The organism is Methanomassiliicoccaceae archaeon DOK, assembly GCA_009911715.1.
Lineage (GTDB): Archaea > Thermoplasmatota > Thermoplasmata > Methanomassiliicoccales > Methanomethylophilaceae > Methanoprimaticola.
Map to the genome: position 1 here is coordinate 1518637 of CP047880.1, position 23569 is coordinate 1542205.

Genomic DNA, 23569 nt, shown 5'->3' on the forward strand with positions numbered 1-23569 from the left:
AATTGGTAAGTGGTTTGTATAGCGTTCAGAGATACCTGCGGTAGTCGTACCTGCCGTCGGCGATCCTGGCGTTGACCTCGTCGGCGACCCTCTCCAGGTCGTCCGGCTCGAACAGACCGGAGGTGATCTCCTTGAACCCGACGGATGACATCATGTTCACCGTGCACTGGGCGAGACCGAAGGGCCTCTGAAGCGGTCCGGAGGTCACACGGGTGAACTGCACCTTGTCGTAGTTGATGAACTCGGTGCATATGTCGTAGCCTCCGTAGACGAACATGAACGAGTCCTTCCCGGTGTCGAACGTGCGGTGCCTCTGCGCCATGCCTGAGCGGCCGAAGATCAGTATCGGGACGACCACTGCGGCGAAGAGCTCCGTCGCCCTGACTGCAAGTGTCAGCGTCTCGCTCTCCCCGACGAGGTAGGTCTCGGCGGTGAAGAACAGGGCCAGACAGACGCCCACGATGAACACCGTGGCGATGGCGTCGGTGATGAGCATGGGAACCAGGGCCCTTCTGGGCTGACGCTCCGGCGCGGACTCGAACACCAGCTCGGGGAGGAGCCTGTTCAGGACGTCCTCCACGTCCTTCCTGCCCTTGAGGGGACAGAGCACGGGGGCGTTGTTGTTGTCCTCATCGGCCATCCCGACGACCTCGGCCTCGAGCATGGCCTTGTGGAACAGCCTGGCGAGCAGGGGCTCCCTTATCCTGACTGAGTTGATCTTGTTGACCTTGAACGAGCGGCGCTGGGATGTTATGAGTCCGCTCTCGACGGTCACGGTGTCTCCGACCCTGTAGATCCTGTAGTTGTAGTACTTGAGGATGACAGAGATGAATGGCAGAACCTCTCCTATCCCGAACAGGACGATGGCTGTAAGGAATCCGCCGCTGCTCTCTGCGAACAGCATCACGACGGCGTAGAACAGCATCAGCAGACCGAACAGGGCCTGCCAGGTGGGCTGCCCCAGTATCGCATGTAGGACGATGTCCGCGTTTGACACGCGGACCAGCGTCTGGCATTCGACGAGCTCCTGCTCGACGGTGACCTGCTTCTCGAAGATCATGGAGTTCAGCTGGTCCCTGAGACGGTCGGCCATCTGCTTCTTGAGGACCAGGGTCGCCTCGGCGGAGGCGGCGTTCATGCTGGAGTTCACGTTGAAGATCAGGGTGGAGGTCCCGAAGATCCTGTTGACCAGATCCCTCTTGACCCCGACGGATGCGAGCCTCGTGTACTGGATGTGCTTGTCCATCTTGTAGATGGCATCCCTCGTCACATGGATCTCGCTGTCCTCGAACACGTAGAACGTCCTCTTCCAGAAGAAGTAGGCCCAGCCCAGCGTGGCCAGCATGACGAGCGCCACTATGATGATGGTCTCGAACTTGTTGTCCCAGGCGTACTCCCTGAGACTGAGGAAGACCAGGACGATCATCACGATGGCAGCGGTGAGCAGGTAGCTCACGATGACCGACGGGTGATTGCGGAACACGCGCTTGCTCTCATCCTGCTGCAACTCAGTCCCTCTCCTTCAGGAGCTTGATGACCTTCTCGTTAAGCTTGGACGCGATAGCCTCCGCGACATCGGATTTAAGGTACTCGATGGTCACGACGCCTCCGGCGGTCGTGATGTTGACGTTGGCGAGACCGTACATGCGGTTGATGGGGCCCTCCGAGACGTCCACCTGATGGACCCTCTCGATGGGGACCATGTCGTGCGTGATGTAGATAATCCCCCTGCGGACCTCGATCTTGTCGTCGTCCATCCTGTACCTGTAGCGCATGTACGTGATCTGCGGCTCCACGAGCCCGTAGACCCCGATGACGACGAGCAGGACGTACATGCAGATGCATGCGGTGTCGTAGTAGTCCCCGATCTAGGCATCCCCGTATCTGACGACCAGCAGGATTATGGCGGCGGCGATGACGAAGAATATGACGTTGCCGAGATACATCGACTTCTTGCTCTCGGGTTCGAGACATCTGTAACCGTCAACGGTAAGGCCGTTCTCGTCGACCTTGAAGCGGTTAACCTTCCCATCCTTCATAAATTCCCCATCGGAGGATCGATATTTAACGATAATCGTTAAATCAAACGTTCGGAAGGAACCTCCCGATCGTCTTCCGAACGCCCTTCGGCACTTGTCATCACATTTCACAGGCTGCCGGAGGACTCCTCCGGAAACCGCGGCGGAAAGCCGTCGACCGAGAAAACCGGACATCGGAGGATTCCACACCGATGATTGGGAAAGATGTCCGGGGAGGGCCCCGGATGTGTTTCAGTCGCGGTTAAGGTACGCGCCGGTCGCTCCGGAGGAGACCAGCTTCCTGTACTTCTTCTGGACGCCGGTGACCGGCCTCTCGACGGGCTTGAAGTCCTTGAGGCGGGCGGCGATCTCCTCGTCGGAGAGCCTGACGTTCAGCGACCTTGCGGGGATGTCGATGTCGATGATGTCCCCGTCCCTGATGGCTGCGATGGGGCCGCCGGTGTAGGCCTCGGGCGAGACGTGTCCGATGGCCCCTCCGCGGGAGGCGCCTGAGAACCTGCCGTCGGTGATCAGCGCGACGGACTCCCCGAGCCCCCTTCCCACGATGAGACTGGTGGGAGAGAGCATCTCGGGCATCCCGGGGGCCCCCTTCGGACCCTCGTTCCTGATGACAACGACATCGCCGGCGACGATCTTCCCCGATGTTATGGCCTCGGCGGCGTCCTTCTCCCCGTCGAAAACCTTGGCGGTGCCGGTGAACTGCATCATCTTGGGACTGACCGCGGCCTGCTTGATGACGGAACCCTCGGGAGCGATGTTGCCCTTAAGGACGGCGATCCCTCCCTGCTGATGGAAGGGCCTGTCGAGTGGCCTGAGGACCTCCTCGTCGTTGACCTTGGCCGCGTCGGCGATCTGGTACACCGTGGTGCCGTTCCCGGTGGGGGTGTCGGCGAGACTGTCCCTGAGGACCTTCAGGATCGCGGGCACACCCCCGGCCCTGTCCAGGTCCTTGATGGCGTAGGGGCCGGCGGGCCTGAGGCTGGTAATGTGGGGCGTGTCCCTGGAGATCTCGTCGAAGTCGTCCAGTGTGACGGGGCATCCGAACTCCTGGGAGATGGCCGGGAGATGCAGGGCCGTGTTGGTCGAGCCGCCGATGGCCATGTCAACGCGGATGGCGTTGCGGAACGAGTCCCTCGAGACGATGTCCCTGGGCTTGATGTCCTTCCTCACCAGCTCCACGATCCTTCTGCCGGTCTCCCTGGCGATCTGCAGCTTCCTGTTGTCGTCTGCGAGGGATGTCCCGCACCCGGTCAGGCTCATCCCGATGGTCTCGGTCAGGCATGCCATGGTGTTCGCCGTGAACAGACCGGAGCAGCTCCCCCTGCCGGGACATGCGGTGCACTCGACCATGCGGAGCTCGTCCTCGCCTATGGTGCCGGCGCTGTAGGCTCCGACGGCCTCGAAGACGGACTGGAGGTCCATGTTCCCGTCCTTGCCGACGCCGGGCTCCATGGCTCCGCCCGTCACGATCAGAGCGGGGACGTTCATGCGTCCGGCGGCCATCAGCATTCCGGGAGTGACCTTGTCGCAGTTGGAGACGCCGACCCATCCGTCAAGCGCGTGGCCTTCGACCATGACCTCGCAGCAGTCGGATATGACCTCTCTGGAGATGAGGGAGTACCTCATCCCCTTGTGGCCCATGGCGATGCCGTCGCAGACCGCCGGGACCCCGAAGACGAACGGCTTCCCGCCTGCCTCGATGATGCCCTCCTTGACGGCCTCCACAATCTCGTTGAGATGGATGTGCCCGGGGACGATGTCGTTCCAGGAGTTGGCAATGCCGATGAACGGCTTCTCGAAATCCTCGTCGTCCAGACCGTCAGCGCGGAGCAGGCTCCTTGCCGGTGCCTTGTCCAGACCCTTCTTAACAGCATCACTTCTCATGATGATCACATCGGTTGAATGGTTTGGCATCATGGGGACGTATGTTAAGTTTGCGCATATACGCAGCGTTACTGTCGACCGTACGATGCGGTGCGGCTCCGTAAGGTAGACGGATGTCTAGAACCTGAAAGGTTTTGGCGAGAGGCTGGAGCCCCTCAAATGGGTTTCAGATGACCGTCGAGGAGCCTTCCAGATACACCGTGTAGAGATCCTCGCCGACGATGGTCTCCGTCACGAGGTTCTGGGTGCGGTACCCGTCGGAGTCCTCGTAGATGTCGACGTAGATGCGGTAGTCTCCCACCTGCATCTCTCTCCTGTCCTCGGAACCGTCGTCCATTTAGAGGTACGAGAACAGCAGACAGACGACGATGACGACCGCCGCCACGCCCATGAGCTTGACGTTGTTACTGTTCATGGGAACGAATCAAAGTGACGGTTCAAAAAGACGACAGGCGGAACGGGTGCGGAATCTGTTCCGAAAAAATAGATAATGGTAAGGGACGGGGTTTCCCCCGTCTTGATTGTAGAGGTTTCAGACGCTGCGGAGAACGATCTCGATGTTGACGCCATCGGGAACCTGGATCCTCATGAGCTGCCTGAGGGCGCGCTCGTCAGCGTCCAGGTCGATGAGCCTCTTGTGGATACGCTTCTCCCAGTGGTCCCACGTCTCGCTTCCCTCTCCGTCAGGACTCTTCCTGCAGGGAACCCTGAGCTTCTTCGTGGGAAGGGGCACGGGGCCGCGGATGTCCACTCCGGTCCTCTGCGAGATACCCTTGATCTGGGCGCAGACGCTGTCGACCTTTGCGGAATCCTCGCCGCTGAGAGAGATTCTTGCGCGCTGTGACATCTTTTATCCCTTAGAGATAAAGTGAAGGGGAGAGGGCCTTCAGGCCTTCTCGACTTCGATGCACATTCCAGCAGCGACGGTCTGTCCCATGTCACGGATGGCGAACCTTCCGAGAGGCGGGAACTCTTTGGCGGTCTCGATGACCATGGGCTTGGTGGGCTCCAGCTTCACGACGGCGATGTCACCGGTCTTGAGGAAGTCGGGGTGGTCGGCCTTGACCTGTCCGGACTTGGGGTCGATGGTCTTGACGAGCTCGACGAACCTGCAGGCGGTCTGGGTGGTGTGGCAGTGGAACACGGGGGTGTATCCGACTGTGATGACCGAGGGGTGGTTCAGCACGACGATCTGAGCGGTGAAGGTCTTGGCGACGGACGGAGGGTTCTCGATGGGTCCGGCGACATCTCCCCTCTTGACGTCGTTCTTGGCGACTCCACGGACGTTGAATCCGACGTTGTCACCGGGAAGAGCCTGGGGCAGCTGCTCGTGGTGCATCTCGATGGACTTGACCTCTCCCTGAACGTGGGAAGGCTCGAACATGACCTTCATGTTGGGCTTGAGGATTCCGGTCTCGACACGTCCGACGGGAACGGTTCCGATTCCAGTGATGGTGTAGACATCCTGGATGGGCAGCCTGAGGGGCTTCTCGGTGTGCTTCTCGGGGACCTTGAGGTTGTCGAGGGCCTGGATGAGGGTGGGTCCCTTGTACCAGGGCATCTCAGCGGAGGCGACCTTGATGTTGTCTCCGTTGTAGGCGGACACGGGGATGAAGGGGACCTCGTCGGTCTTGACTCCGACCATCTTCATCAGCTTGGTCATGGCCTCTTTGGCCTCGTTGTACTTGGCCTGGTCGTACTTGACGGCGTCCATCTTGTTGATGGCGACGATGATCTGCTTGACACCGAGGGTGGTGGCGAGGAAGACGTGCTCCTTGGTCTGAGCCTGGGGTCCCTCGATAGCGGAGCAGGTGATGATAGCGGCATCGGCCTGGGAGGTTCCGGTGATCATGTTCTTGACGAAGTCACGGTGTCCGGGGGCGTCGATGACGGTGAAGTAGTACTTGTCGGTGTAGAACTTCTTGTGGGCGACATCGATGGTAACTCCCCTCTCCCTCTCCTCTTTGAGTCCGTCCATGACCCAAGCGAAGTAGAAGGATCCCTTTCCTTTCTCCTCTGCCTCTTTCTTGTATTTCTCGACGATGTGGGGGTCGATCGCGCCGGTCTCCAGGAGGATCCTTCCGGTGAGGGTGGACTTTCCGTGGTCGACGTGGCCGATGATGACCAGATTCATGTGCTCTTTCTCTGCCATTTTCATTCCTCCGATATGGAACGCTATTGTGAGCGATAAGGGGTTTGGTATATAAGGTTTACAGACTGCGGCTCAGCCTCAGAGGCCGGCGTAGTACTTGTCGTCGTAGGGCTCGGGGTTGAGTCCCTTGCGGGTCCTGATCTCGGTGACGATCTTCTTCTGAAGCTCGGGCGGGACCTGGTGGAACCCTGCGTTCTCCAGGGACCAGATTGCGCGTCCCTGGGTCGATCCACGGATGTCGGACGAGAATCCGAACATGTCCGCGACGGGCACCTCGGCGGTGACTGTGGAGTCGGAACCCTCCTGACCCATCTCGAGGATGGTTCCGCGGCGCTGGTTGATCAGGTTGACAGCTCCACCCATGTAGTCGGGGGGAACTGCGACGTACAGCTTCTGCATGGGCTCGAGCAGGATCCTGCCGGCCTGGCACATGGCTCCGTAGATACCGTCCCTGACTGCGGGGATGATCTGGGCGGGTCCCCTGTGGATGGTGTCCTCGTGCAGCTTGGCGTCCATCAGGCAGACCTTGAGTCCGGCGACCTTCTCGTTGGCGAGGGGTCCCCTCATCATGGCCTCCTCGAAGGACTGCTTCACGAGCTCCATGGTCTCGTGCAGGTACTGGATTCCCTTGGTGCAGTCGATCAGGACGTTGTTGTTCTTGAACGCGACGACGCCCTTGGCCTCGACATCGCTCATTCCGAGTCCCATCAGCTGCTGGGCAAGGGCCTTGGGGTCCTTGATCTTGGAGTCCACGTCGATCTCGTTCCTCCTGATGGCGTCCTTGACGGACTCCTCCAGGGGGCTGACGATGAAGTAGAACTTGTTGTGCTTGTTGGGCGACTTACCCTCGAACTCGCTGGGGTTGGATCCCTTGACGGACTCCTGGTACACGACGATCGGAGGGGACGCGATGATGTCGACGCCCTGCTCGTTCTTGATCCTGTACTCGGTGATCTCCAGGTGGAGCTCTCCCATTCCGGACATCAGGTGCTCGCCGGTCTCGTTGTTGATCTCGATGTTCAGCGAGGGGTCGGCCTTGGCGATGACCCTGAGGACCTCGACCAGCTTGGGCAGGTCGGCCATGTTCTTGGCCTCGATGGCCTTGGTGATGACGGGCTCGGAGTAGTGGGACATCTTCTCGAAGGGCTCCATGTCCTTGATGGAGGACACGGTGCTTCCGGCGATGGCGTCCTTGAGTCCGGTCAGCGCGACGATGTTACCGGCCTTACACTCCTCGATGGGTGTCCTGTCGGCTCCGACCATCAGGGCGACGGTCTGGACCCTCTGGGGGTTGGGCTGTCCGGCGATGTACAGGGTCTGACCCTTCTTGACGGTACCGGAGAACAGCCTTCCGATGGCGATCTCTCCGGCCTGCTTGTCCATGATGATCTTGGTGACCATCATGGCGACGTCTCCGTTGGGGTCGCAGTTCAGCATCTCCTGACCGATCTTGGACTTCAGGTCTCCCTTCCAGATGACGGGGATACGGACCTTCTGCGCGTCGGGCGGGCAGGGGATGTGGTTGATGGCCATCTCGAGGGCGACATCGGCGAGGGGGATCAGCTTGGCCAGCTCGGCCTGTCCGCCCTCCCTTCCGCAGTACTCGAAGACCTTGGTCAGGTTCATGCCCATCTTCTTGAGCTCGGGCCTCTGGAGGTAGGGGATGGAGACCGCCCAGTTGTTGTAGGCGGATCCCAGAGCGACGGTACCGTCCTGGAGGCTGACCTGCCACTGCTTGTTGAGGGGTGCGGGGAGGATGTCGGCAATCTTCTTGTTGAACTCGGTGATGATCTTGGAGAACTTGTCGATCATCATCTGGGGGGTGAGCTGCTGCTCGACGATGGCCCTGTCGACCTTGTTGATGAACAGCATGGGCCTGACCCTCTCCTTCAGAGCCTGCCTGATGACGGTCTCTGTCTGAGGCATGATTCCCTCGACCGCGCAGCACAGGATGTAGACACCGTCCAGAGCCCTCATGGCCCTGGTGACGTCTCCGCCGAAGTCGACGTGTCCGGGGGTGTCGATCAGGTTGACCAGGTAATGGTCGACCTTGTTGGTTCCGGGCTCCCTGTAGGGAACGACCATGGCCGCGGACGCGGCGTTGATGGTGATTCCCCTGGCGGCCTCCTGCTCGTCGTAGTCGAGCAGGCGCTGCTCTCCGGCTGTCTCGGAGGACATCATTCCGGCACCTGCGATCAGGTTGTCGGAGAATGTGGTCTTTCCGTGGTCGATATGCGCGGCAGTTCCGAGGTTCCTGATGAGCTTCTGGTCTTTCATCAGCTCGACTGCTTTCTTTGCGTTGTCTTCTCTGCGGCCCATGTTCACTCACCTTTTATCGTTATCATCTGGCCGACTGGGCGACCCTCTCGACCTCTTCCTTCTTGGCGACGGAGTAGGAGGTGATGTCACCCTTCGCGGCGAGCATCAGCTCGTCGGCGAGGCACTCGTAGATGGGTTTCTTGTTCTTGGTGGAAGCCTGTACGACACCGGTGCTGAGGTTCCTCAGGGCGATGTCGAGCCTCCTCTGGGGGGAGATGTCCACGGCCTTGGGGACGGAGATTCCTCCGAACTGCAGCCTGGTGACCTCCTCGCGGGGGGCGGCGTTCTCGAGACCCTCGATCAGGACCTGGACCGGGTTCTTGTGGGTCTTGGCGGCGACGATGTCGAACGCCTGGGCCACGGTCTTGTACGCCTTCATCTTCTTTCCGGTGTACTTCTCGGTCCTCATGATGTTGTTGATGAGCCTCTCGACGATGCTCAGCTTCGACTTCCCGAACCACCTGTTGGCGTGCTTTCCACCGGAGTGGGGGACGTTGGTGGGCGTGAGGTCGATGTATTTGGCAAGTCCTCCGTCGTTGACGACGACCTCGGAGGTGTCGTACTTGCCGAAGATGAGCGCTTTCTGTGCTACGATCTCGTCTGCCATGTGAATCATCTCACGGGTTTGTCCGTCCTGCCCCTGACCATCTGGTCCAGGGAGACGTTGTTGACTTTGATGACTTTGTAACGGACTCCGGGAATGTCTCCGTAGGACCTTCCCATCCTTCCGCCGATACCCTCGACCATGACCTCGTCGTGCTCGTCGATGAAGTTGATGGCTCCGTCTCCGACGGCGAAGGCAGTGATCTGGCGTCCATTCTTGATGAGCTGGACCTTGACGCACTTCCTGATCGCAGAGTTGGGCTGCTTGGCCTCGATACCGACCTTCTCCAGGACGATTCCACGGGCCTGGGCGGATCCCTCGAGCGGATCGGACTTCTCCCTCAGCTTGAGGACCCTCTTCTTGTAGCCCCTGTCCAGCCAGCGGAACTTCTGGCGGTCAGTCTTCATTTTCCTTGCGGTGTACAGACCGTTTCCCACTTTTTCACCTCGAATTTCTCTTGATTTCGATTGGAACGTCGATAGCCCGACCTAGGTCGGACCTCTAATGCTAAGGTGGCTAGCCTCACATGATATTTAAAAATATTCAGATGGAGGGCTTAGTTTCAGGACCCCTACGTACAGATGGGTAAAGGACCGTTAACTATATAGGTCCCTGCATGCGGCCCCGAGCACCCTCATGCCGTCCGCGATCTGCTCGTCAGACGGGGTGGCGAAGTTCAGCCTGATCGTGTTGGCTCCGCCCCTCACGTGGAACGGGTGCCCCGGCATGACCACGAGCTTGCCCTCCAGGGCCCTCTCGTAGAGCCTCATCGCATCGGTCCCCTCGGGGGTCCTGAGCCAGACGAACATCCCGCCCTCCGGGTCGTTCCAGGACACGGTGTCCGGGAGGCAGTCCTCCATGGCGTCCATGAAGACCTGCTTCTTGCGGGCGTAGCCCCTGCGGAGGACGTCCAGGTACGAGTCGTAGTCGACGTCGGCCATGAACCTGTCGATGACCCTCTGGCAGAAGGTGTTGGACTGGAGGCAGCATGCCTCCAGGGACCTCCCCGCCTTCTTCCTCATCCACTCCGGGACCACCATCCAGCCGACCCTCATGCCGGGCGATATAGTCTTGGAGAAGGACCCGGTCAGGATGGTGTCGTCGGGGATCATGGACTTCATGGTCCTGCCGACCCTCCCGTGGTATCCCAGCTCGCCGTAGGCGTCGTCCTCCACTAGGACGCACCCCGACCCGCCTATGATCTCGGCGACGCCCCTCCTGGCGTCCTCGGAGTAGCTGACCCCCGACGGGTTCTGGTGGTTGGGGATCGAGTAGAACAGCCTGGCGCCGTCCCCCACCGCGGCGGACAGCTGGCCCAGGTCGGGGCCTTCGCCGTCGATGTCGACGCCGCGGAAGTCGGGCGAGTAGGCGGAGTAGGCCTGTATCGCGCCCAGGTAGCCGGGGTTCTCCACGGCCATCACGTCGCCGTGGTCCAGGAACATCTTCCCGATGAGGTCGAAGCACACCTGGGAGCCGCTGGTCATCAGCACATCCTCGTACCCGACGTCGAACCCGAGGACCCTGCCGCACCTCTCCGCGATGCGCTTCCTCAGGGGGATGTATCCCGTGGGCGTGTCGTACTGCAGCGCCCCGCAGGGGTCCTCGGACATGACCTCCTCCATCGCCCTGACGAGCGCCTGGGTGTCGAACAGCGTGTTGTCCGGGAGACCCGTGGCGAACGAGATCATCCCGGGCCGGGCCGCGACCTCCACGAGGCCCATGATGAACGAGTCCATGGTGGACTCCGCCGAGCGTGAGAACCTGCGCTCCATGTCACCACTCCGCGGTGTCGAACGCCCTCTGCATCATCTGCGTGGTGACGTCCCTGAGCTCGGGGTTCATGCGTGTTATCTGATCGTGCCAGGCCCTGACCCTGGCCGCGTCCGGCCTGCCCGCCGACACCAGGTCGTCGGGGAGCGGGATGCGCTTGCTCCTGCTGACGTATAGCCAGAACTCGCCGGTCTCGTCCCTCCAGAGGAACGGCAGCGGTCTGACGGACACTGGCACGGACGCCCTGTCCCTCCCGTCGTGGACCTCGGCCACCTCGGCCTCCACCACATCGGCGGACACCGGGACGGTGTTGGACCCGGCCTGGAGCGCGACCTCCTCGACGGTCTTGTCCATCCTGTAGAGGCGGCAGACGTAGTCGCCCGTCTGGGAGACCTCGGCGATGATGCTGCCGTCCGCGAAGGAGGCGGACATGCGCGGAGGGTTCCTTATGGTCATGAACCTCCTCATGGGGAACGAGTTCACCGTGATGTACACCGTGAACTCAGGGGCGTTGGACGAGTACACCTCATCCTTGATTGGATCCAGGGGGACCCTGTAGGTGTCGTCCGTCCAGTCGGGGGTGATCTCCCTCTTCTTGCCCTTCTCGCCACCGAAGAACAGCGCCTTCTTCCTGGCGCCGGTGACCGTCACGATGAGCGTGTCCCCCAGCTCGCCGACGTCCGCCGAGAACGGCTCGAAGCGGACGGGCCCGGCGCCGATGTCGTAGGTCACGGCGGGGATGTTCCAGAGTATGGTTATCTCCTTCCCGTTGCGGGTGACCGTGTACGGGCCCTCGTAGATGTCGGTCTCGACGGTCTCGCCGAACGCGGTGAACGTGAGGCCCGGATCCGCTGGGATGTCCCCCTTGCCCGGACGGCTGCACTCGAGGTCCGGTATGTAGACGAACCTCTCGGATGCCAGCACCTGCGCGTCCCTGCTCAGGACGATCTCGAGGAGGCCGTCCGACCCGGTCTCGAACGTCATGTTCGCCGACACGGGGGCGGTCCCTCCGGCGATCTCCGCGCCTGACGCGTCCTTGAGAGACACGGTGCACTCCTCCAGCTCGCAGTTCTCCACCGACACGGTGAACGCAGGGAACCTCCTGTGGATCTGGTAGCGGACGCCGTCCACGGAGGCCTCAGCCTCCTGCACGCCGGCGGGGACCTTCAGGGACCCCTTGGCCTTCTTCCTCTTGGCCTTCGGCTTCGCCTTCGGGGCCTCCTCGGCGGTCGGCTCAGGGGTCGCGGCGACGTCCTCGGCCGGCTGATCCCCCTTCATTGCCGCATCGGAGGGCCTGTCGCGCCTCCTGTCGTCGAGCCAGATGCCGCCTGCGACGGAGACCTCCGCCCTGACGACCACGGCGTCGCCCACCTCGATGGTGTCCAGGACCTCGGTCTTGACCGTCCTCAGGGACGTCCCCCTGGCATGGACGGCGTAGACCTCGCCGACGGGTCTCCCGACCGGGAGACCGATGTTGTTGAAGAAGAGGACGTTGCGCGGCTTGTAGCGGAAGGCGTCCTCGCCGTCGATGACGAGGGTGAACGGCTCCAGCGGCGAGATCCCAGCCTCGGTGATGTCCACCGTCGTGGAGCGGCTGAGCCTGCCGCCTGCGCGGGGTGCGGACTCCAGCCTTCCGAGGGGGACCACGCCCTGGGCGCAGTCCACGGCGACCTCGAACCTGGCGTTCTCGCCCGACCCGTACCTGGGTATGTAGAGCAGGAACCTTCCGTCCTTGTAGTTGATCTTGGGGCTGACGCTGCCGAAGCCCGTCTGGACGTCTCCCTTCTGCTGGGCCTGGCGCTGGCGCCTGGGCTCCTGTGCGGGCACCTGAACCGGCGCCCTGTCCTTCTCGGAGAAGAATTCCTCGAAGCTCATCTCGGAAATGTCCTTGTGCCCTTCCATTCACTAAACACCGTTTCCCTGGATGGGTCGGTTGTAGATAATTATGACGAGGGAAGGAACGGTGCCAGAGGCGGCACCGTTGTTTGTCTCGCCTTATGCCGACGCGGTCGTCTGTTACCGACGAGCTCCATTGGCATTTGTCTTATATTATTATGCGTATCACAACAATTGTCTAAATAATTCCGATAAACAGAATCCTTTATCTAGTAAATATGCCTACATCCAATCCCGTTGATTCGAATGAAGTTGATTTTCGTCAGCGGAGGCGTGATTTCCGGCCTAGGCAAGGGGATCACGGCATCGTCCATCGGCAGGCTGCTTGAGTCCCGCGGGATCAAGGTGTCCGCCATCAAGATCGACCCGTACCTGAACATAGACGCGGGGACCATGAACCCGTTCGAGCACGGCGAGGTGTACGTGCTGGACGACGGAGGGGAGGTGGACCTGGACTTGGGCAACTACGAGAGGTTCATGGACCTCCATCTGACCAAGGACCACAACATCACCACGGGCAAGGTGTACCGCTCTGTCATCGAGAACGAGAGGCGCGGCGAGTACCTGGGGAAGACGGTGCAGATCATCCCCCATGTCACCAACGAGATCAAGCGCAGGATCACGACCGTCGCCAGGGAGTCCGGGGCCGACGTGGTCATCGTCGAGCTAGGAGGGACCGTCGGGGACATGGAGTCCATGCCGTTCCTCGAGGCCGCGAGGCAGCTGGGCAGGGACCTCGGCAGGGAGGAGAACGTCATGTTCGTCCACACCACGCTCATCCCGATCATGGGATCGGTGGGGGAGGAGAAGACCAAGCCGACCCAGCATTCCGTCAAGGAGCTCATGTCCATCGGCATCAGACCCGACATCATCGTCGGAAGGTGCTCCGAGCCCATATCAGCAGCGGCCAGGGCGAAGATCGCCATGTTCTGCGACGTGCCCGAGGAGGCCGTGATCTCCACGCCCGATGCGAGGTCGATCTACGAGGTGCCGCTGAACCTGGAGAGACAGGGGGTGGCGGACTACATCATAGACAAGATGAAGCTGGGACCCATGACCACAAGGAGGGACATGGACTCCTGGGAGAGGTTCGTCAGCAGGATCGTCAATCCCAGGAGGGAGGTCACCATCGCCCTCGTCGGGAAGTACACGGCCTTGGCCGACTCCTACCTGTCGCATCTCGAGGCCTTCACCCATGCCGGCGCCGCCAGGGAGTGCAAGGTCAGAATCAGGTTCATCGATTCGGACGACCTGCTGAAGGAGGATCCGGAGAAGCTGCTCGGAGGAATCCACGGCGTCATCGTCCCGGGAGGTTTCGGCATAAGGGGGGTCGAGGGGAAGATCGTCGCCGCCCGTTACGCCAGAGAGAACATGATCCCGTTCCTGGGCGTCTGCCTGGGATTCCAGATAGCCACCATAGAGTTCTGCAGGCACGTGCTGGGCCTCGGAATGGCCAGCAGCACGGAGTTCGACCCCCAGACCCCCGACCCAGTGATATGCATCATGGGCGAGCAGATAGGTGTCACGGACATGGGTGCGACCATGAGACTGGGGGCACAGGACGTCGCCATCACCGAGGGTTCCAGGGCCCATGCCCTGTACGGCACCGCCCGCATCTCCGAGAGGCACAGGCACAGGTACGAGGTGAACCCAGACTACATCCAGAGGATGGAGGACGCCGGATGGAGGTTCACCGGCAGATCAGAGTGCGGCACCAGGATGGAGATCGGGGAGTTGGAGGGCCACCCGTTCTTCGTGGCGTCCCAGTTCCATCCGGAGTTCAAGTCCAGGCCGGGCTCGCCGTCGCCGCTTCACCAGGGTCTGGTGGACGCCGCGATAGCGTACAAGGAAGGACATGACTGATTCAAAAAAGGGGGATTGTCTCCCGGGAAAACGGTTTCAACTGAGGTCATGGGACGTGGTTGTTGAGAAGATCGGCTGGCCGACGATGTCGGATCCCGCGAAAGGGTTGCCGTTTGCACCCGGAGCGTTGCGCGTCCTCTCCGTCTGTACACCCGGACGTCACGGTGTCCCGTCATTGCAGTCCTGTGATGCGAAGGTGCTGCCACCGCCCCGTGGACCTACTGCAGCTCCGAACTCGGCTGGATGAGTACGGACACGTGCATCCGGCCAAAACTCGTGGAACCGCCGCCGGAACGACACAGACGGAGACTGGAAAATCGTCGAACGACGAAGAGACTAGCACACGCACGTGCGCGATACAAGGCTTTATAAGTAACCCTATAATAGCCGTCCCAAGGTGTTTGAAATGTCCGATGAAGATGACTACATGGCACTGCTCAACAGAGCGAAGATCGCATGCCCCGAGACCATCGAGAACCACGAGAGGTTCGAGATTCCCGAGCTGGAGATCCTCCAGGAGGGCAAGATCACCGTGTTCAGGAACTTCATCGACGTCACCGACAAACTCAGGCGCGACCCGCAGCACGTTCTCCAGTTCCTCCTCAAGGAGCTGGGCGCCCCGGGTAACGTCGAGGGACGCAGGGCCGTTTTCAAGGCCAAGATCAGCCCCAACCAGATCAACGACAAGATCCAGATGTACACGGAGACGTACGTCATCTGCTCCGAGTGCGGACTGCCCGACACCAAGATGATCAAGGATGGGAGGACGCTCATGCTCGAGTGCGAGGCATGCGGGGCCCGCAGGCCCATCACCGTCAGGAAGTCCGTCAGGGCCGACACCGCCAACACCCTCCGCGAGGGCGACATCATCGAGCTGCAGATCACCGACGTCGGGAAGAAGGGCGACGGTGTGGGCAAGTTCCACGACTACCTCGTCGTCGTCCCCGGAACAGTCAAAGGCGCCAAGATCCACGCGAAGATCTCCAAGATCTCCGCCAAGACCGCCTTCGCCGTGCCCACGACCGAGGCCTGCACCCGCTGATGAGGTACTACGTCGAGACCTATGGATGCACCATGAACTTCGGCGAGGGCCGCGAGCTCTCCGAGGTCATGGCATCCCTCGGGTACGAACCGGCGGACAGCGCCGACGATGCGGACGTCGTCGTCCTCAACACATGCACAGTCGTGGAGACCACCGAGAAGCGCATGCTCTCGAGGATCTCCGAACTCAAGAGACAGGGCAAGAGGGTCGTCGTCACGGGATGCATGGCGCAGGTCCAGCCGAAGCGCATCCGCATAAGGCTCCCGGACTCCCCCGTCGTCAGGTTCGAGGAGTACGGCAGGTTCGGGGAGATAGTCGAAGGATGCTACGGGAGGGCGGGTTCGCCGATCCGCCTGGAGACCGGGTCCGACGCCATCCTGCCGATAGCCCAGGGGTGCCTTGGCCACTGCTCCTACTGCATCACCAAGTTCGCCAGAGGGGACCTACGCAGCTACCCCGCCGACACGCTTCTCGCAAGGTTCGACGGGTTCCTCGCCGGAGGTGCCAGGGAGATCCTGATAACGGCCCAGGACACCTCCAGCTACGGCAGGGACATCGGAACGGATCTGCCCGCTCTCGTGCGTTCGATGCTGCAAAGGGACGGGGAGTACAGGATCAGACTGGGGATGACGAACCCCGACAGCCTGTCCAGGGTCGTGGACGGCATCCTCGAGGCCATGGACGACGACAGGATGTACAGGTTCGTCCACATCCCGGTCCAGAGCGGCAGCGACTCCGTCCTGAGGGGCATGCGCAGGAAGTACACCGTCGAGGGGTTCATGGAACTGGTCGACACCCTCCGCGCCGGATGCCCCGACATAAGCATAGCCACGGACCTCATCTGCGGATTCCCGGAGGAGACCGACGAGGACCACGAGAGGAGCGTCGGGCTCATCAAGGAGCTCAGGGCCGACACGGTAAACATCACCAGGTTCTCAGCCCGTCCCGGGACCGATGCCGCATCCATGGAGCAGGTCCACGGCAGGATCTCGGCGGAGAGATCGGCGGAACTGACCAGAGTCAAGAACGAGACAGAGCTAGACGTCAACGCGACAATGGTCGGCAGGAGGTACCGTGCGTTGGCGACTGAGTCCGGCAAGGATGGAACCATCCTCAGGACCGGCAACTACAGACCCGTGGTGGTCAGGGACGCCGTCCCCCTTGGGACGTTCGTCGACGTCGAGGTCACGGAGAACCGTCCGACGTATCTTCTCGGAAAACTTGTCTGAGGTTCAGAAGAGGGACCTCACTATTCTGGTGGCAGCGCCCATCTTGGCACCCTCCACCGGCCTGACGCCCTTTCCTCCCTCGATGCGGATGATGGTGTCCAGGACCTCCTGCTCGTATGCCCACTGGTTGTGGATGTGGATGTTCATGTTACGGCAGGCGAGCAGGAACAGGACCAGTGAGAACAGACCGAACGTTATCACGAAGAGCACGCCCACGATTATCCTGTGGGGCTTTCCAACGATAGGCTTCATAGACGGGAAGCTCAGGCCGACGTCGTCCATGCGGCGGGAGAACTCATCGGTGAACTCGACCTGGACCTTCTCATGCTTGTATGGGAAGCCGTATGTGGCGCCTGTCGAGAGCAGGAACTGGAGCAACAGCAGGACATAGGATATCATGCCCAGGAGATAGACCCTCTGATCCAGGGGCTCAGACAGGAGACCCAGATACACACCGAGCAGCAGGAGGAACAGAACAGAGAAGCCCCACATCACCAACGAAAGGGCCCTGAGCGGTCCCCTCCCCCTCCTGTGCATCCTTCTCGCGAGATCCTCCATCCCCGAGGTGTCGGCACCCTTCGACCGGGCGTAGCCGATGAGCGCTTCCGCCCAGATGTCGTCGCGTTTCTGATGGCGCGCAGTCCTTCCGGACAGCATGTAGAGCATGTATCCGATCACGCAGCACTCGGTGACGAGAGCGACCAGGATTCCTGCGCTCACGCCCTCCTCGGTGAAGTTCACACCGATGTTCACATCGATTACGATCGTCACGACGGCCAGTGCCAGAAGCGCAGGCAGAGCCATGGTCAGAAGGATGATTCCTGGCTTCATCACGGTGTCGTACTCCGTGCGTCTGACCACACAGTCTGCGAACATGTCCGCGTACGCGTTGCGCTCCATCGGGCACGGGGATGATATATACAGTAAAAACGATGTCGCCTCATGCCTGACAGCCCCGAGGACATCCTGAGGAGGATTCCGGTAGCCGGAAGCGTGATCGCGGGTGCCGAGAGGATCGGAAGGCAGATTGAAGGGCATGAGCGCCTGCCCATCCCCCTGTACATCGCGGAGCTCTTTCTCTTCCTCATCATAGCGGTGTACTTCATGCAGCTGGCCGTTCTCGGAATGGGCATAACCAGCGACTACGGGGATGTCGTCATCAGCGTGGCGACCTACATCATCGACGTGATCATGATCATAGCCACCGTGGACGCCGTCCTGGGCATATCATCCAAAAAGCCGTCATCGTGGCGCAAGGTGATGAGGGGTGCCCTGCTCCTGTTCGTGTTCTCCATAATCGGTGCAGTCCTGGGATCCGCATCGGCCACAGGACTTGTGACGCTCAGTCCGCTGTTCGTCACCGTGGTATGCATCCCGATCGCGGCGATCATGATGCTGAAGTCCGTCAGGAGATACTATGTTCCTCCGATGCTCGAGATGCCGTCCGCCGGACGCTGGCTCGGTTTCGTCCTGTTCACCCAGCTCTTCCCAGCCAGGGAATATGAGATAGACTACGGGTGAGCTCCGACCAAAGAGAATTATAAATGAAACACCTGGGGGCTCTCCATAGTCCCGTGGTGTAGTGGTCAATCATGCTGGCCTTTGGAGCCGGCGACTTCGGTTCGAACCCGGACGGGACTGCCATTCATCCCTTCGATTCCACGAACATCACGATGGAATCCAGATATTTCTCGTCATAGAAGCTGCCGCCCTCCATCATCGCGTCGAATACAGCCTGGTTGTACTCGTTGAGGCCCTTCAGCTTCATCATCGCGCTTACCCATGTGAGAACGGCCTTCTCGATGATATTCAGCTTGGATCTGTCGATCCATCCGCGAAGATAGTACACGGGAACCTTGACACCGTTCTTCTCTGCGACCCTCGGCCTGTCGAATCTTCCGACATCGTCGAGGCCGATGACACCGACGGCGATCAGGCGGGACTTGTCCAGGCCCTTCAGACCGACGATCTCGTCGTTGCGCAGCCATCCCATGAAGATGATCGCCCCGGATTCTGGTTCCTTTCCGAGCGGATACGCTTCAAGCCCTGTCTTCGATGAAAGTGACAGGGCGTACTTCTCGGTAGAACCGGATTTTGAAGAATAGACGATGACTGTCATGGTGAACAACAGATAATCGAAGTGGAATAAAAGGAAGTGACGTTCGATGCTACGTTTAGTGCATGGTAAGCTGCCAAGGAATTGCCGGGAAACTCGCTCGGAGTTTCCTTGCAATATGTACTCGAAAGTACGGTGTGTTGAGGGTGGGGTTTGAACCCCACCCTGCGTAGGAGGTGATCCATCTGCAGGTTCCCCTACAGATACCTTGTTACGACTTAACCTTCCTTGCTAAATCTCAGTTCGAATACCCTAATTAGAGGCAACCTCACTGAAACCCAACTCGGATGGTTTGACGGGCGGTGTGTGCAAGGAGCAGGGGCATATTCACCGCGAGTTGTTGATTCGCGATTACTACGGAATCCAGCTTCATGAGGGTGAGTTACAACCCTCAATCCGAACTATGGACGGGTTTCGAGATTACCTTCGCCTTTCGGCGTCGGAGCCCATTGTCCCGCCCTTTGTAGCGCGCGTGTAGCCCAAGAGATTCGGGGCATACTGACCTACCGTTGACCTCTCCTTCCTCTGACTTAGCGCCAGCGGTCCCAATAATGTGCCTCCACCCCGGAGGATGGAGTAGCAATTATCAGTGAGGGTCTCGTTCGTTATCTCACTTAAGAGAACGCCTTACGGTACGAACTGACGACGGCCATGCACCACCTCTCTGAAAATCTAGCAAGGTCATTAGCCTGGCTTTCATGTAACAGTCGCCCTTGGTGAGTTTTCCGGTGTTGAATCCAATTAAACCGCACGCTCCTCCCGTTGCGGTGCTCCCCCGCCAATTCCTTTAAGTTTCATCCTTGCGGACGTACTCCCCAAGTAGCAGACTTAACAACTTCTCTCCGGCACTGAATGCCCCCGAAGGGCCTCCAACACCAAGTCTGCAGCGTTTACACCCTGGACTACCGGGGTATCTAATCCCGTTTGCGACCCAGGGCTTCGTCCCTCACCGTCGGATCCGTTCTAGCAAGACGCCTTCGCCACCGGTGGTCCTTCTAGGATTACAGGATTTTACCCCTACCCCAGAAGTACCTCTTGCCTCTCCCGGTCCCAAGTCTGGCAGTCTCCTCGGAAGTCGGAAAGTTAAGCTTCCCGATTTACCCAAGGATTTACCAGACCGGCTACGAACGTTTTAGACTCAATAAAATCGACCACCACTTGGGCTGCAGGTATTACCGCGGCGGCTGGCACCCGTCTTACCCAGCCCTTATTCCTCAAGTTATCTACGCTTGAGAAAAGCTAGAACAAATGTCCTAGCACTAGGAATTCCCTCATCGGGGTTGCCCCCAGTGTGAAGTTTTCGCGACTGCTGCGCCCCGTAGGGCCTGGATTCGTGTCTCAGAATCCAACTCTGGGCTCCCTCTCTCAAGGCCCATACCCGTCGTCGGCTAGGGGGTACGTTACACCCACTACTACCTGATAGGCCGCAGAGCGATCCTTAAGCGCCGGAACTTTCAACCATGGGTCATTCCAGATCCCATGATCTATGGAGTATTATCCTCAATTTCCCGAGATTATCCTCCACTTAAGGGCACGTTCTCCACGTGTTACTGAGCAGTCCGCCGAGTCCCGAAGACTCTCGACTCGCATGTCTTAATCGAATTCCTATAGCGGTGGCCGCCGGCAGGATCAACCGGAGTCAAATCTTTGACTTTTCGTCTCTGATGGATGAAAGAAACTGGCAGTTTACCATGTTTCACCGCTGTCCCGCTAAACGGCACACTCAATCGAATGATCCGTCTAACGGAACATTCGTAGCATCGAACGTCAGAATTCATGAGTGCACTCCCTCGCAGGGAGGAGATCATGATTCTCCATCTTCGCAAGCCGCCTTGGCGACCCGCGCATTCCCGTGTATATCGAAGAGGTATATAAGCCTTGTGTTTCAGGCTCTTCCTCGCCGACATACAGGTCGTCGTGACTTGGATCGGTGGTTTCTCACCAGGTGAGTCACCCCGCCGCATCGCGCATTCCCCTGTATATCGCAGAGGTATATAAGCCTTGTGTTTCAGGCCCTTCCTCGTCGATACACGACTTGCGACTTGTCCAGTAGAAGCCCACTGGAGTGGGTCTCTCCGACGCATCGCACAATACCCTTGACACACAACCTCTATTTAAAGTTTTCCTATATTGGAAGAATTTGAATGATTATTTAAGTTGTTTAATGTATAATATAATACATCATTCTCGGATTCGTTTGCGGACGTAAGCGGCGGAGTCCCGGAACGGGAGCCGCCGCCACCCGCGGACTGTTTTCCCTTGATTATTGATAGGTTAATATTACCTATAATAGAGGAGGGGATCCCGGCCGGATCACTCCGAAATCGGGACGCCATTCGCCTCGCACCATGCACGCGCCTCGGACTCCAGGAAATCCTGGCGGAAGCTCTTCCACACATCGAGGATCCCCGAATCCTCGACCACGTTCCTGAAACGTCTCATACCTCCGGCTGAAACCGCCTCAGTAAGCCTGTCCTTCAGATCGCCTTCGGGCTGCGAGACTGCGAACGCTTGCATGGCGGCGTAACCGATGTTCTCGACAGGATCGACCATCACGAACTTCGCACCCCCGTCCGACTCGACCCTCTTGAGCAGACTCCTCTGCGCGGGGAGGAACGCGTCGATGATGCACACCACCTCGTCTTCCTTTCTGTCGTAGTAGAACCGGACCGTGCTATTGCTGGAATCCAGGACCTTTGCGACATCGCTTAACTTGACCATGGACCCCGGAACCGACTGTCAGGGTTAATATTTGTACGGAACTCGTCGACGTGGCAAACCGTTCAGGCAAAGTTTTAAAGAGAATGCACGCTTCCCGCGTACGTAACTGTGGAGATGGCCCAGCCTGGTAAGGCGTAGGACTGCTAATCCTATGTCCCAAAAGGACCCGGGGGTTCGAATCCCCCTCTCCACGCCAATTCGCCATCTGGCTGTGAATTCAATTTTTTCGAGCCGGAATTTTCCAAGCTGATTTTTTCCGAAAATTACGACGATCGTCGGAGGTACTCATGACCTCCGTCGGCTACCTCTCGCAGCCGACACTGGAGGGGTTCGGACCTCCGCCGGAGGACGATTCCCGTCCGGAGACCTGCTGGCGCACGAACTCCGACGGCGGATGGGTCGATTCGCATTGGCTCTACGAGGCCCTGATCGGAGGCGACGTCTTCCTCGCCGACGACTGGCTGCAGGAGACCTTCCTCGACTACATCGAGAAGCAGGTCCGCATCGAGTTCTACAACTACGATACCCACGAGTTCTTCTATGCTCCGGTCGCCAAGCGCGGGAACCTGTACTACGCGATGAAGAAGGGCGCGGTCCGCGACGAGATCTCCGAGGCCATGTCCGGCATCGCATTCGACGAACCCGTCCCGGGATTCAGAAACCTAAGGAGGACCAGACTTCTCTTCGTGACGTTGACCTTCGACCCGAGGAAGTTCACGGCCGAGAGGGCCTGGGCGGCTTTGAAGTCCACCCGCCCCGAGGGCATGGACAACATCTATAACGTGATCAACGGGTTCACGGCCAACATCTCGAAGATCTTCGGGACCAACGGGAAGCTCGTGTCGAAGGAGGCACAGGCCAACGGCTATCCTGCACCGCATCTCCTGATCGTCCTTGACGAGCCCGTCCTCGTCCGCAGGAAGAAGGTCAGGGGAGACATAGTCAAGTGGTACATCGAGGATCCGGCGATTCTGAGACGTCTCGGGAAGGACGACGAGTCCAGGAGACTTGTCAGGTCGGATTACAGGGCGGCGATAGACTCCAACCCCGTCTGGAAGCACGGGTTCTTCGACATCGAGGGCGTGGTCTCCGACCAGAAGTTCAACGGCAGGAAGAACGTCTGCGCATACCTGTTCAAGTACATGTCCAAGTGCCTCACCAGGGACCACTGCCACTCCACCTCGTCCCTGAGGACCATCAAGGACTGCAAGGACCACAACCTCCTGGTGGCCCTCCACACCCACATGTGCAACAAGTGCTTCAGGAACAGGGACATCACCTACGGGAAGGGGTTCAGGGATAGGATCGGGCTACTGCGCGAGAAGCGGGAAGAGACCGAAAGTGAACCGTCGCCCTGGACCTACCTCGGCATGGTCGATGAATCCATCGTCCTCGAACACGTTCGTCATCACAGGAACGGAACTGTCACCGAAGACTCACACGACATTGGACAGAACGGTCATGGTTCAGACCGGTTCACAGATTGATGAGGATCAGAGTCAGAATCCCCAACTCCAACAGAAGGAAGAAGATACTTACCCCGATTGTCGTTCTGTGCATGAACATCTCACTGGATTTGCCGTCCCCGTACGTCTCCCCTTTCACGACTCTCGTGACGCCCATGCAAGCCAGACATATGATTGTAAAAAGCGTGGGTGCGATGATGAGTTCGAATTTCGAACCCCAACGGTTGGGTTCTGTTGAATCGAAGCCCCAGTGTGCAGGAATCGTATCCGGCAAGAAGATGATGGCCACAATCACCACCGCCCATAAGATCACCAGTATCACGAAAGATGCACGGTTCTCGCGGTAGACCTCAACCATCATGCAGGATGAATCCAAAACAGACCTTATCTTTGTTTCTTTGTTTTATCAAGACAGGCTTGAGATGTTCTCCGAATCTCTCTGCACTTCCAACCATGCTCTGTCCCAAT

Annotated in this window: 21 protein-coding genes, 2 tRNA genes and 1 rRNA gene; 7 read left to right on the forward strand and 17 right to left on the reverse strand. The window is 59.4% G+C overall.

The features are described from left to right. Positions 1-25: 25 nt before the first annotated feature. The 12 genes from JS82_07575 to JS82_07630 form a co-directional block, all read right to left on the reverse strand. Entirely contained in the window at positions 26-1507 is a 1482-nt protein-coding gene (locus JS82_07575) for a PH domain-containing protein (GenBank protein QHK17973.1), read from the reverse strand. Position 1508: 1 nt separating this feature from the next. Beyond that, the gene (locus tag JS82_07580; protein ID QHK17974.1) at positions 1509-1835 is read right to left on the reverse strand and encodes a PH domain-containing protein; all 327 of its coding nucleotides are present in this window, start codon (positions 1833-1835) and stop codon (positions 1509-1511) included. 33 nt (positions 1836-1868) lie between these two features. Next, positions 1869-2039 carry a hypothetical protein gene (locus JS82_07585; GenBank protein QHK17975.1) on the reverse strand — a complete coding sequence of 57 codons (171 nt, stop codon included), beginning with the start codon at positions 2037-2039 and terminating at the stop codon, positions 1869-1871. A gap of 231 nt (positions 2040-2270) precedes the next feature. After that, the gene (gene ilvD / locus JS82_07590) at positions 2271-3923 is read right to left on the reverse strand and encodes a dihydroxy-acid dehydratase (GenBank protein ID QHK17976.1); all 1653 of its coding nucleotides are present in this window, start codon (positions 3921-3923) and stop codon (positions 2271-2273) included. Positions 3924-4089: 166 nt separating this feature from the next. Next, positions 4090-4260: a hypothetical protein gene (locus JS82_07595; protein ID QHK17977.1), complete on the reverse strand. Its 171-nt coding sequence runs from the start codon at positions 4258-4260 to the stop codon at positions 4090-4092. A gap of 195 nt (positions 4261-4455) precedes the next feature. Beyond that, on the reverse strand, positions 4456-4770 hold the full coding sequence (locus JS82_07600) for a 30S ribosomal protein S10 (protein QHK17978.1): 315 nt from the start codon (positions 4768-4770) through the stop codon (positions 4456-4458). Positions 4771-4809: 39 nt separating this feature from the next. Continuing rightward, positions 4810-6075: a translation elongation factor EF-1 subunit alpha gene (tuf, locus tag JS82_07605; GenBank protein QHK17979.1), complete on the reverse strand. Its 1266-nt coding sequence runs from the start codon at positions 6073-6075 to the stop codon at positions 4810-4812. Between the two features lie 78 nt (positions 6076-6153). Further along, entirely contained in the window at positions 6154-8394 is a 2241-nt protein-coding gene (locus tag JS82_07610; protein ID QHK17980.1) for an elongation factor EF-2, read from the reverse strand. Between the two features lie 22 nt (positions 8395-8416). Then, positions 8417-9001 carry a 30S ribosomal protein S7 gene (locus tag JS82_07615; GenBank protein ID QHK17981.1) on the reverse strand — a complete coding sequence of 195 codons (585 nt, stop codon included), beginning with the start codon at positions 8999-9001 and terminating at the stop codon, positions 8417-8419. A gap of 5 nt (positions 9002-9006) precedes the next feature. Continuing rightward, positions 9007-9435, reverse strand: a complete 429-nt coding sequence (locus tag JS82_07620) for a 30S ribosomal protein S12 (GenBank protein ID QHK17982.1) — start codon at positions 9433-9435, stop codon at positions 9007-9009. A gap of 159 nt (positions 9436-9594) precedes the next feature. Then, positions 9595-10770: an aminotransferase class I/II-fold pyridoxal phosphate-dependent enzyme gene (locus JS82_07625; GenBank protein ID QHK17983.1), complete on the reverse strand. Its 1176-nt coding sequence runs from the start codon at positions 10768-10770 to the stop codon at positions 9595-9597. 1 nt (position 10771) lies between these two features. After that, positions 10772-12670: a hypothetical protein gene (locus JS82_07630; GenBank protein ID QHK17984.1), complete on the reverse strand. Its 1899-nt coding sequence runs from the start codon at positions 12668-12670 to the stop codon at positions 10772-10774. A 240-nt stretch (positions 12671-12910) separates the two neighbouring features. On the opposite strand from JS82_07630, the gene pyrG reads away from it, so the two are divergent. The 3 genes from pyrG to JS82_07645 all read left to right on the forward strand — a co-directional run bounded on the left by pyrG (position 12911) and on the right by JS82_07645 (position 16798). Then, positions 12911-14527 carry a CTP synthase (glutamine hydrolyzing) gene (pyrG, locus tag JS82_07635; GenBank protein QHK17985.1) on the forward strand — a complete coding sequence of 539 codons (1617 nt, stop codon included), beginning with the start codon at positions 12911-12913 and terminating at the stop codon, positions 14525-14527. A 406-nt stretch (positions 14528-14933) separates the two neighbouring features. Further along, on the forward strand, positions 14934-15569 hold the full coding sequence (locus JS82_07640; GenBank protein ID QHK17986.1) for a translation initiation factor IF-2 subunit beta: 636 nt from the start codon (positions 14934-14936) through the stop codon (positions 15567-15569). Beyond that, positions 15569-16798 carry a tRNA (N(6)-L-threonylcarbamoyladenosine(37)-C(2))-methylthiotransferase gene (locus JS82_07645; protein QHK17987.1) on the forward strand — a complete coding sequence of 410 codons (1230 nt, stop codon included), beginning with the start codon at positions 15569-15571 and terminating at the stop codon, positions 16796-16798. Before JS82_07640 ends, JS82_07645 begins: the two co-directional genes overlap by 1 nt. Positions 16799-16801: 3 nt before the next feature. Here the strand turns inward: JS82_07645 and JS82_07650 are convergent, their stop codons facing one another. Next, the gene (locus tag JS82_07650) at positions 16802-17698 is read right to left on the reverse strand and encodes a hypothetical protein (protein QHK17988.1); all 897 of its coding nucleotides are present in this window, start codon (positions 17696-17698) and stop codon (positions 16802-16804) included. 42 nt (positions 17699-17740) lie between these two features. Between JS82_07650 and JS82_07655 the strand changes: the two genes are divergently transcribed. Further along, on the forward strand, positions 17741-18319 hold the full coding sequence (locus JS82_07655) for a hypothetical protein (protein QHK17989.1): 579 nt from the start codon (positions 17741-17743) through the stop codon (positions 18317-18319). Positions 18320-18366: 47 nt separating this feature from the next. Continuing rightward, positions 18367-18442, forward strand: a tRNA-Gln gene (locus JS82_07660). 1 nt (position 18443) lies between these two features. Here the strand turns inward: JS82_07660 and JS82_07665 are convergent. From JS82_07665 to JS82_07675, 3 genes are all read right to left on the reverse strand, one after another. Beyond that, positions 18444-18917 (reverse strand): hypothetical protein, encoded by a 474-nt coding sequence (locus JS82_07665; protein ID QHK17990.1) that lies wholly within the window; start codon positions 18915-18917, stop codon positions 18444-18446. A 163-nt stretch (positions 18918-19080) separates the two neighbouring features. Next, positions 19081-20558 (reverse strand): 16S ribosomal RNA (locus tag JS82_07670). A gap of 669 nt (positions 20559-21227) precedes the next feature. Next, on the reverse strand, positions 21228-21635 hold the full coding sequence (locus JS82_07675) for a hypothetical protein (protein QHK17991.1): 408 nt from the start codon (positions 21633-21635) through the stop codon (positions 21228-21230). Between the two features lie 108 nt (positions 21636-21743). Between JS82_07675 and JS82_07680 the strand changes: the two genes are divergently transcribed. Continuing rightward, positions 21744-21831, forward strand: a tRNA-Ser gene (locus tag JS82_07680). 91 nt (positions 21832-21922) lie between these two features. After that, entirely contained in the window at positions 21923-23122 is a 1200-nt protein-coding gene (locus JS82_07685; GenBank protein QHK17992.1) for a hypothetical protein, read from the forward strand. Here the strand turns inward: JS82_07685 and JS82_07690 are convergent. Next, a complete protein-coding gene (locus JS82_07690; protein QHK17993.1) occupies positions 23112-23462 on the reverse strand; it encodes a DUF1648 domain-containing protein in 351 nt (116 codons plus the stop codon). The two genes, JS82_07685 and JS82_07690, sit on opposite strands and share 11 nt — an antisense overlap. Positions 23463-23569 lie beyond the last annotated feature (107 nt).

What these genes read in the sequence shown, in the direction of transcription:
- JS82_07580 (QHK17974.1), bottom strand. Translation starts at nt 1,835, where the DNA reads ATGTACGTCCTGCTCGTCGTCATCGGGGTCTACGGGCTCGTGGAGCCG.
- JS82_07585 (QHK17975.1), bottom strand. Translation starts at nt 2,039, where the DNA reads ATGAAGGATGGGAAGGTTAACCGCTTCAAGGTCGACGAGAACGGCCTT.
- ilvD (QHK17976.1), bottom strand. Translation starts at nt 3,923, where the DNA reads ATGAGAAGTGATGCTGTTAAGAAGGGTCTGGACAAGGCACCGGCAAGG.
- JS82_07595 (QHK17977.1), bottom strand. Translation starts at nt 4,260, where the DNA reads ATGGACGACGGTTCCGAGGACAGGAGAGAGATGCAGGTGGGAGACTAC.
- JS82_07600 (QHK17978.1), bottom strand. Translation starts at nt 4,770, where the DNA reads ATGTCACAGCGCGCAAGAATCTCTCTCAGCGGCGAGGATTCCGCAAAG.
- tuf (QHK17979.1), bottom strand. Translation starts at nt 6,075, where the DNA reads ATGGCAGAGAAAGAGCACATGAATCTGGTCATCATCGGCCACGTCGAC.
- JS82_07610 (QHK17980.1), bottom strand. Translation starts at nt 8,394, where the DNA reads ATGGGCCGCAGAGAAGACAACGCAAAGAAAGCAGTCGAGCTGATGAAA.
- JS82_07615 (QHK17981.1), bottom strand. Translation starts at nt 9,001, where the DNA reads ATGGCAGACGAGATCGTAGCACAGAAAGCGCTCATCTTCGGCAAGTAC.
- JS82_07625 (QHK17983.1), bottom strand. Translation starts at nt 10,770, where the DNA reads ATGGAGCGCAGGTTCTCACGCTCGGCGGAGTCCACCATGGACTCGTTC.
- JS82_07630 (QHK17984.1), bottom strand. Translation starts at nt 12,670, where the DNA reads ATGGAAGGGCACAAGGACATTTCCGAGATGAGCTTCGAGGAATTCTTC.
- pyrG (QHK17985.1), top strand. Translation starts at nt 12,911, where the DNA reads ATGAAGTTGATTTTCGTCAGCGGAGGCGTGATTTCCGGCCTAGGCAAG.
- JS82_07640 (QHK17986.1), top strand. Translation starts at nt 14,934, where the DNA reads ATGTCCGATGAAGATGACTACATGGCACTGCTCAACAGAGCGAAGATC.
- JS82_07645 (QHK17987.1), top strand. Translation starts at nt 15,569, where the DNA reads ATGAGGTACTACGTCGAGACCTATGGATGCACCATGAACTTCGGCGAG.
- JS82_07650 (QHK17988.1), bottom strand. Translation starts at nt 17,698, where the DNA reads ATGGAGCGCAACGCGTACGCGGACATGTTCGCAGACTGTGTGGTCAGA.
- JS82_07655 (QHK17989.1), top strand. Translation starts at nt 17,741, where the DNA reads ATGCCTGACAGCCCCGAGGACATCCTGAGGAGGATTCCGGTAGCCGGA.
- JS82_07665 (QHK17990.1), bottom strand. Translation starts at nt 18,917, where the DNA reads ATGACAGTCATCGTCTATTCTTCAAAATCCGGTTCTACCGAGAAGTAC.
- JS82_07675 (QHK17991.1), bottom strand. Translation starts at nt 21,635, where the DNA reads ATGGTCAAGTTAAGCGATGTCGCAAAGGTCCTGGATTCCAGCAATAGC.
- JS82_07685 (QHK17992.1), top strand. Translation starts at nt 21,923, where the DNA reads ATGACCTCCGTCGGCTACCTCTCGCAGCCGACACTGGAGGGGTTCGGA.
- JS82_07690 (QHK17993.1), bottom strand. Translation starts at nt 23,462, where the DNA reads ATGATGGTTGAGGTCTACCGCGAGAACCGTGCATCTTTCGTGATACTG.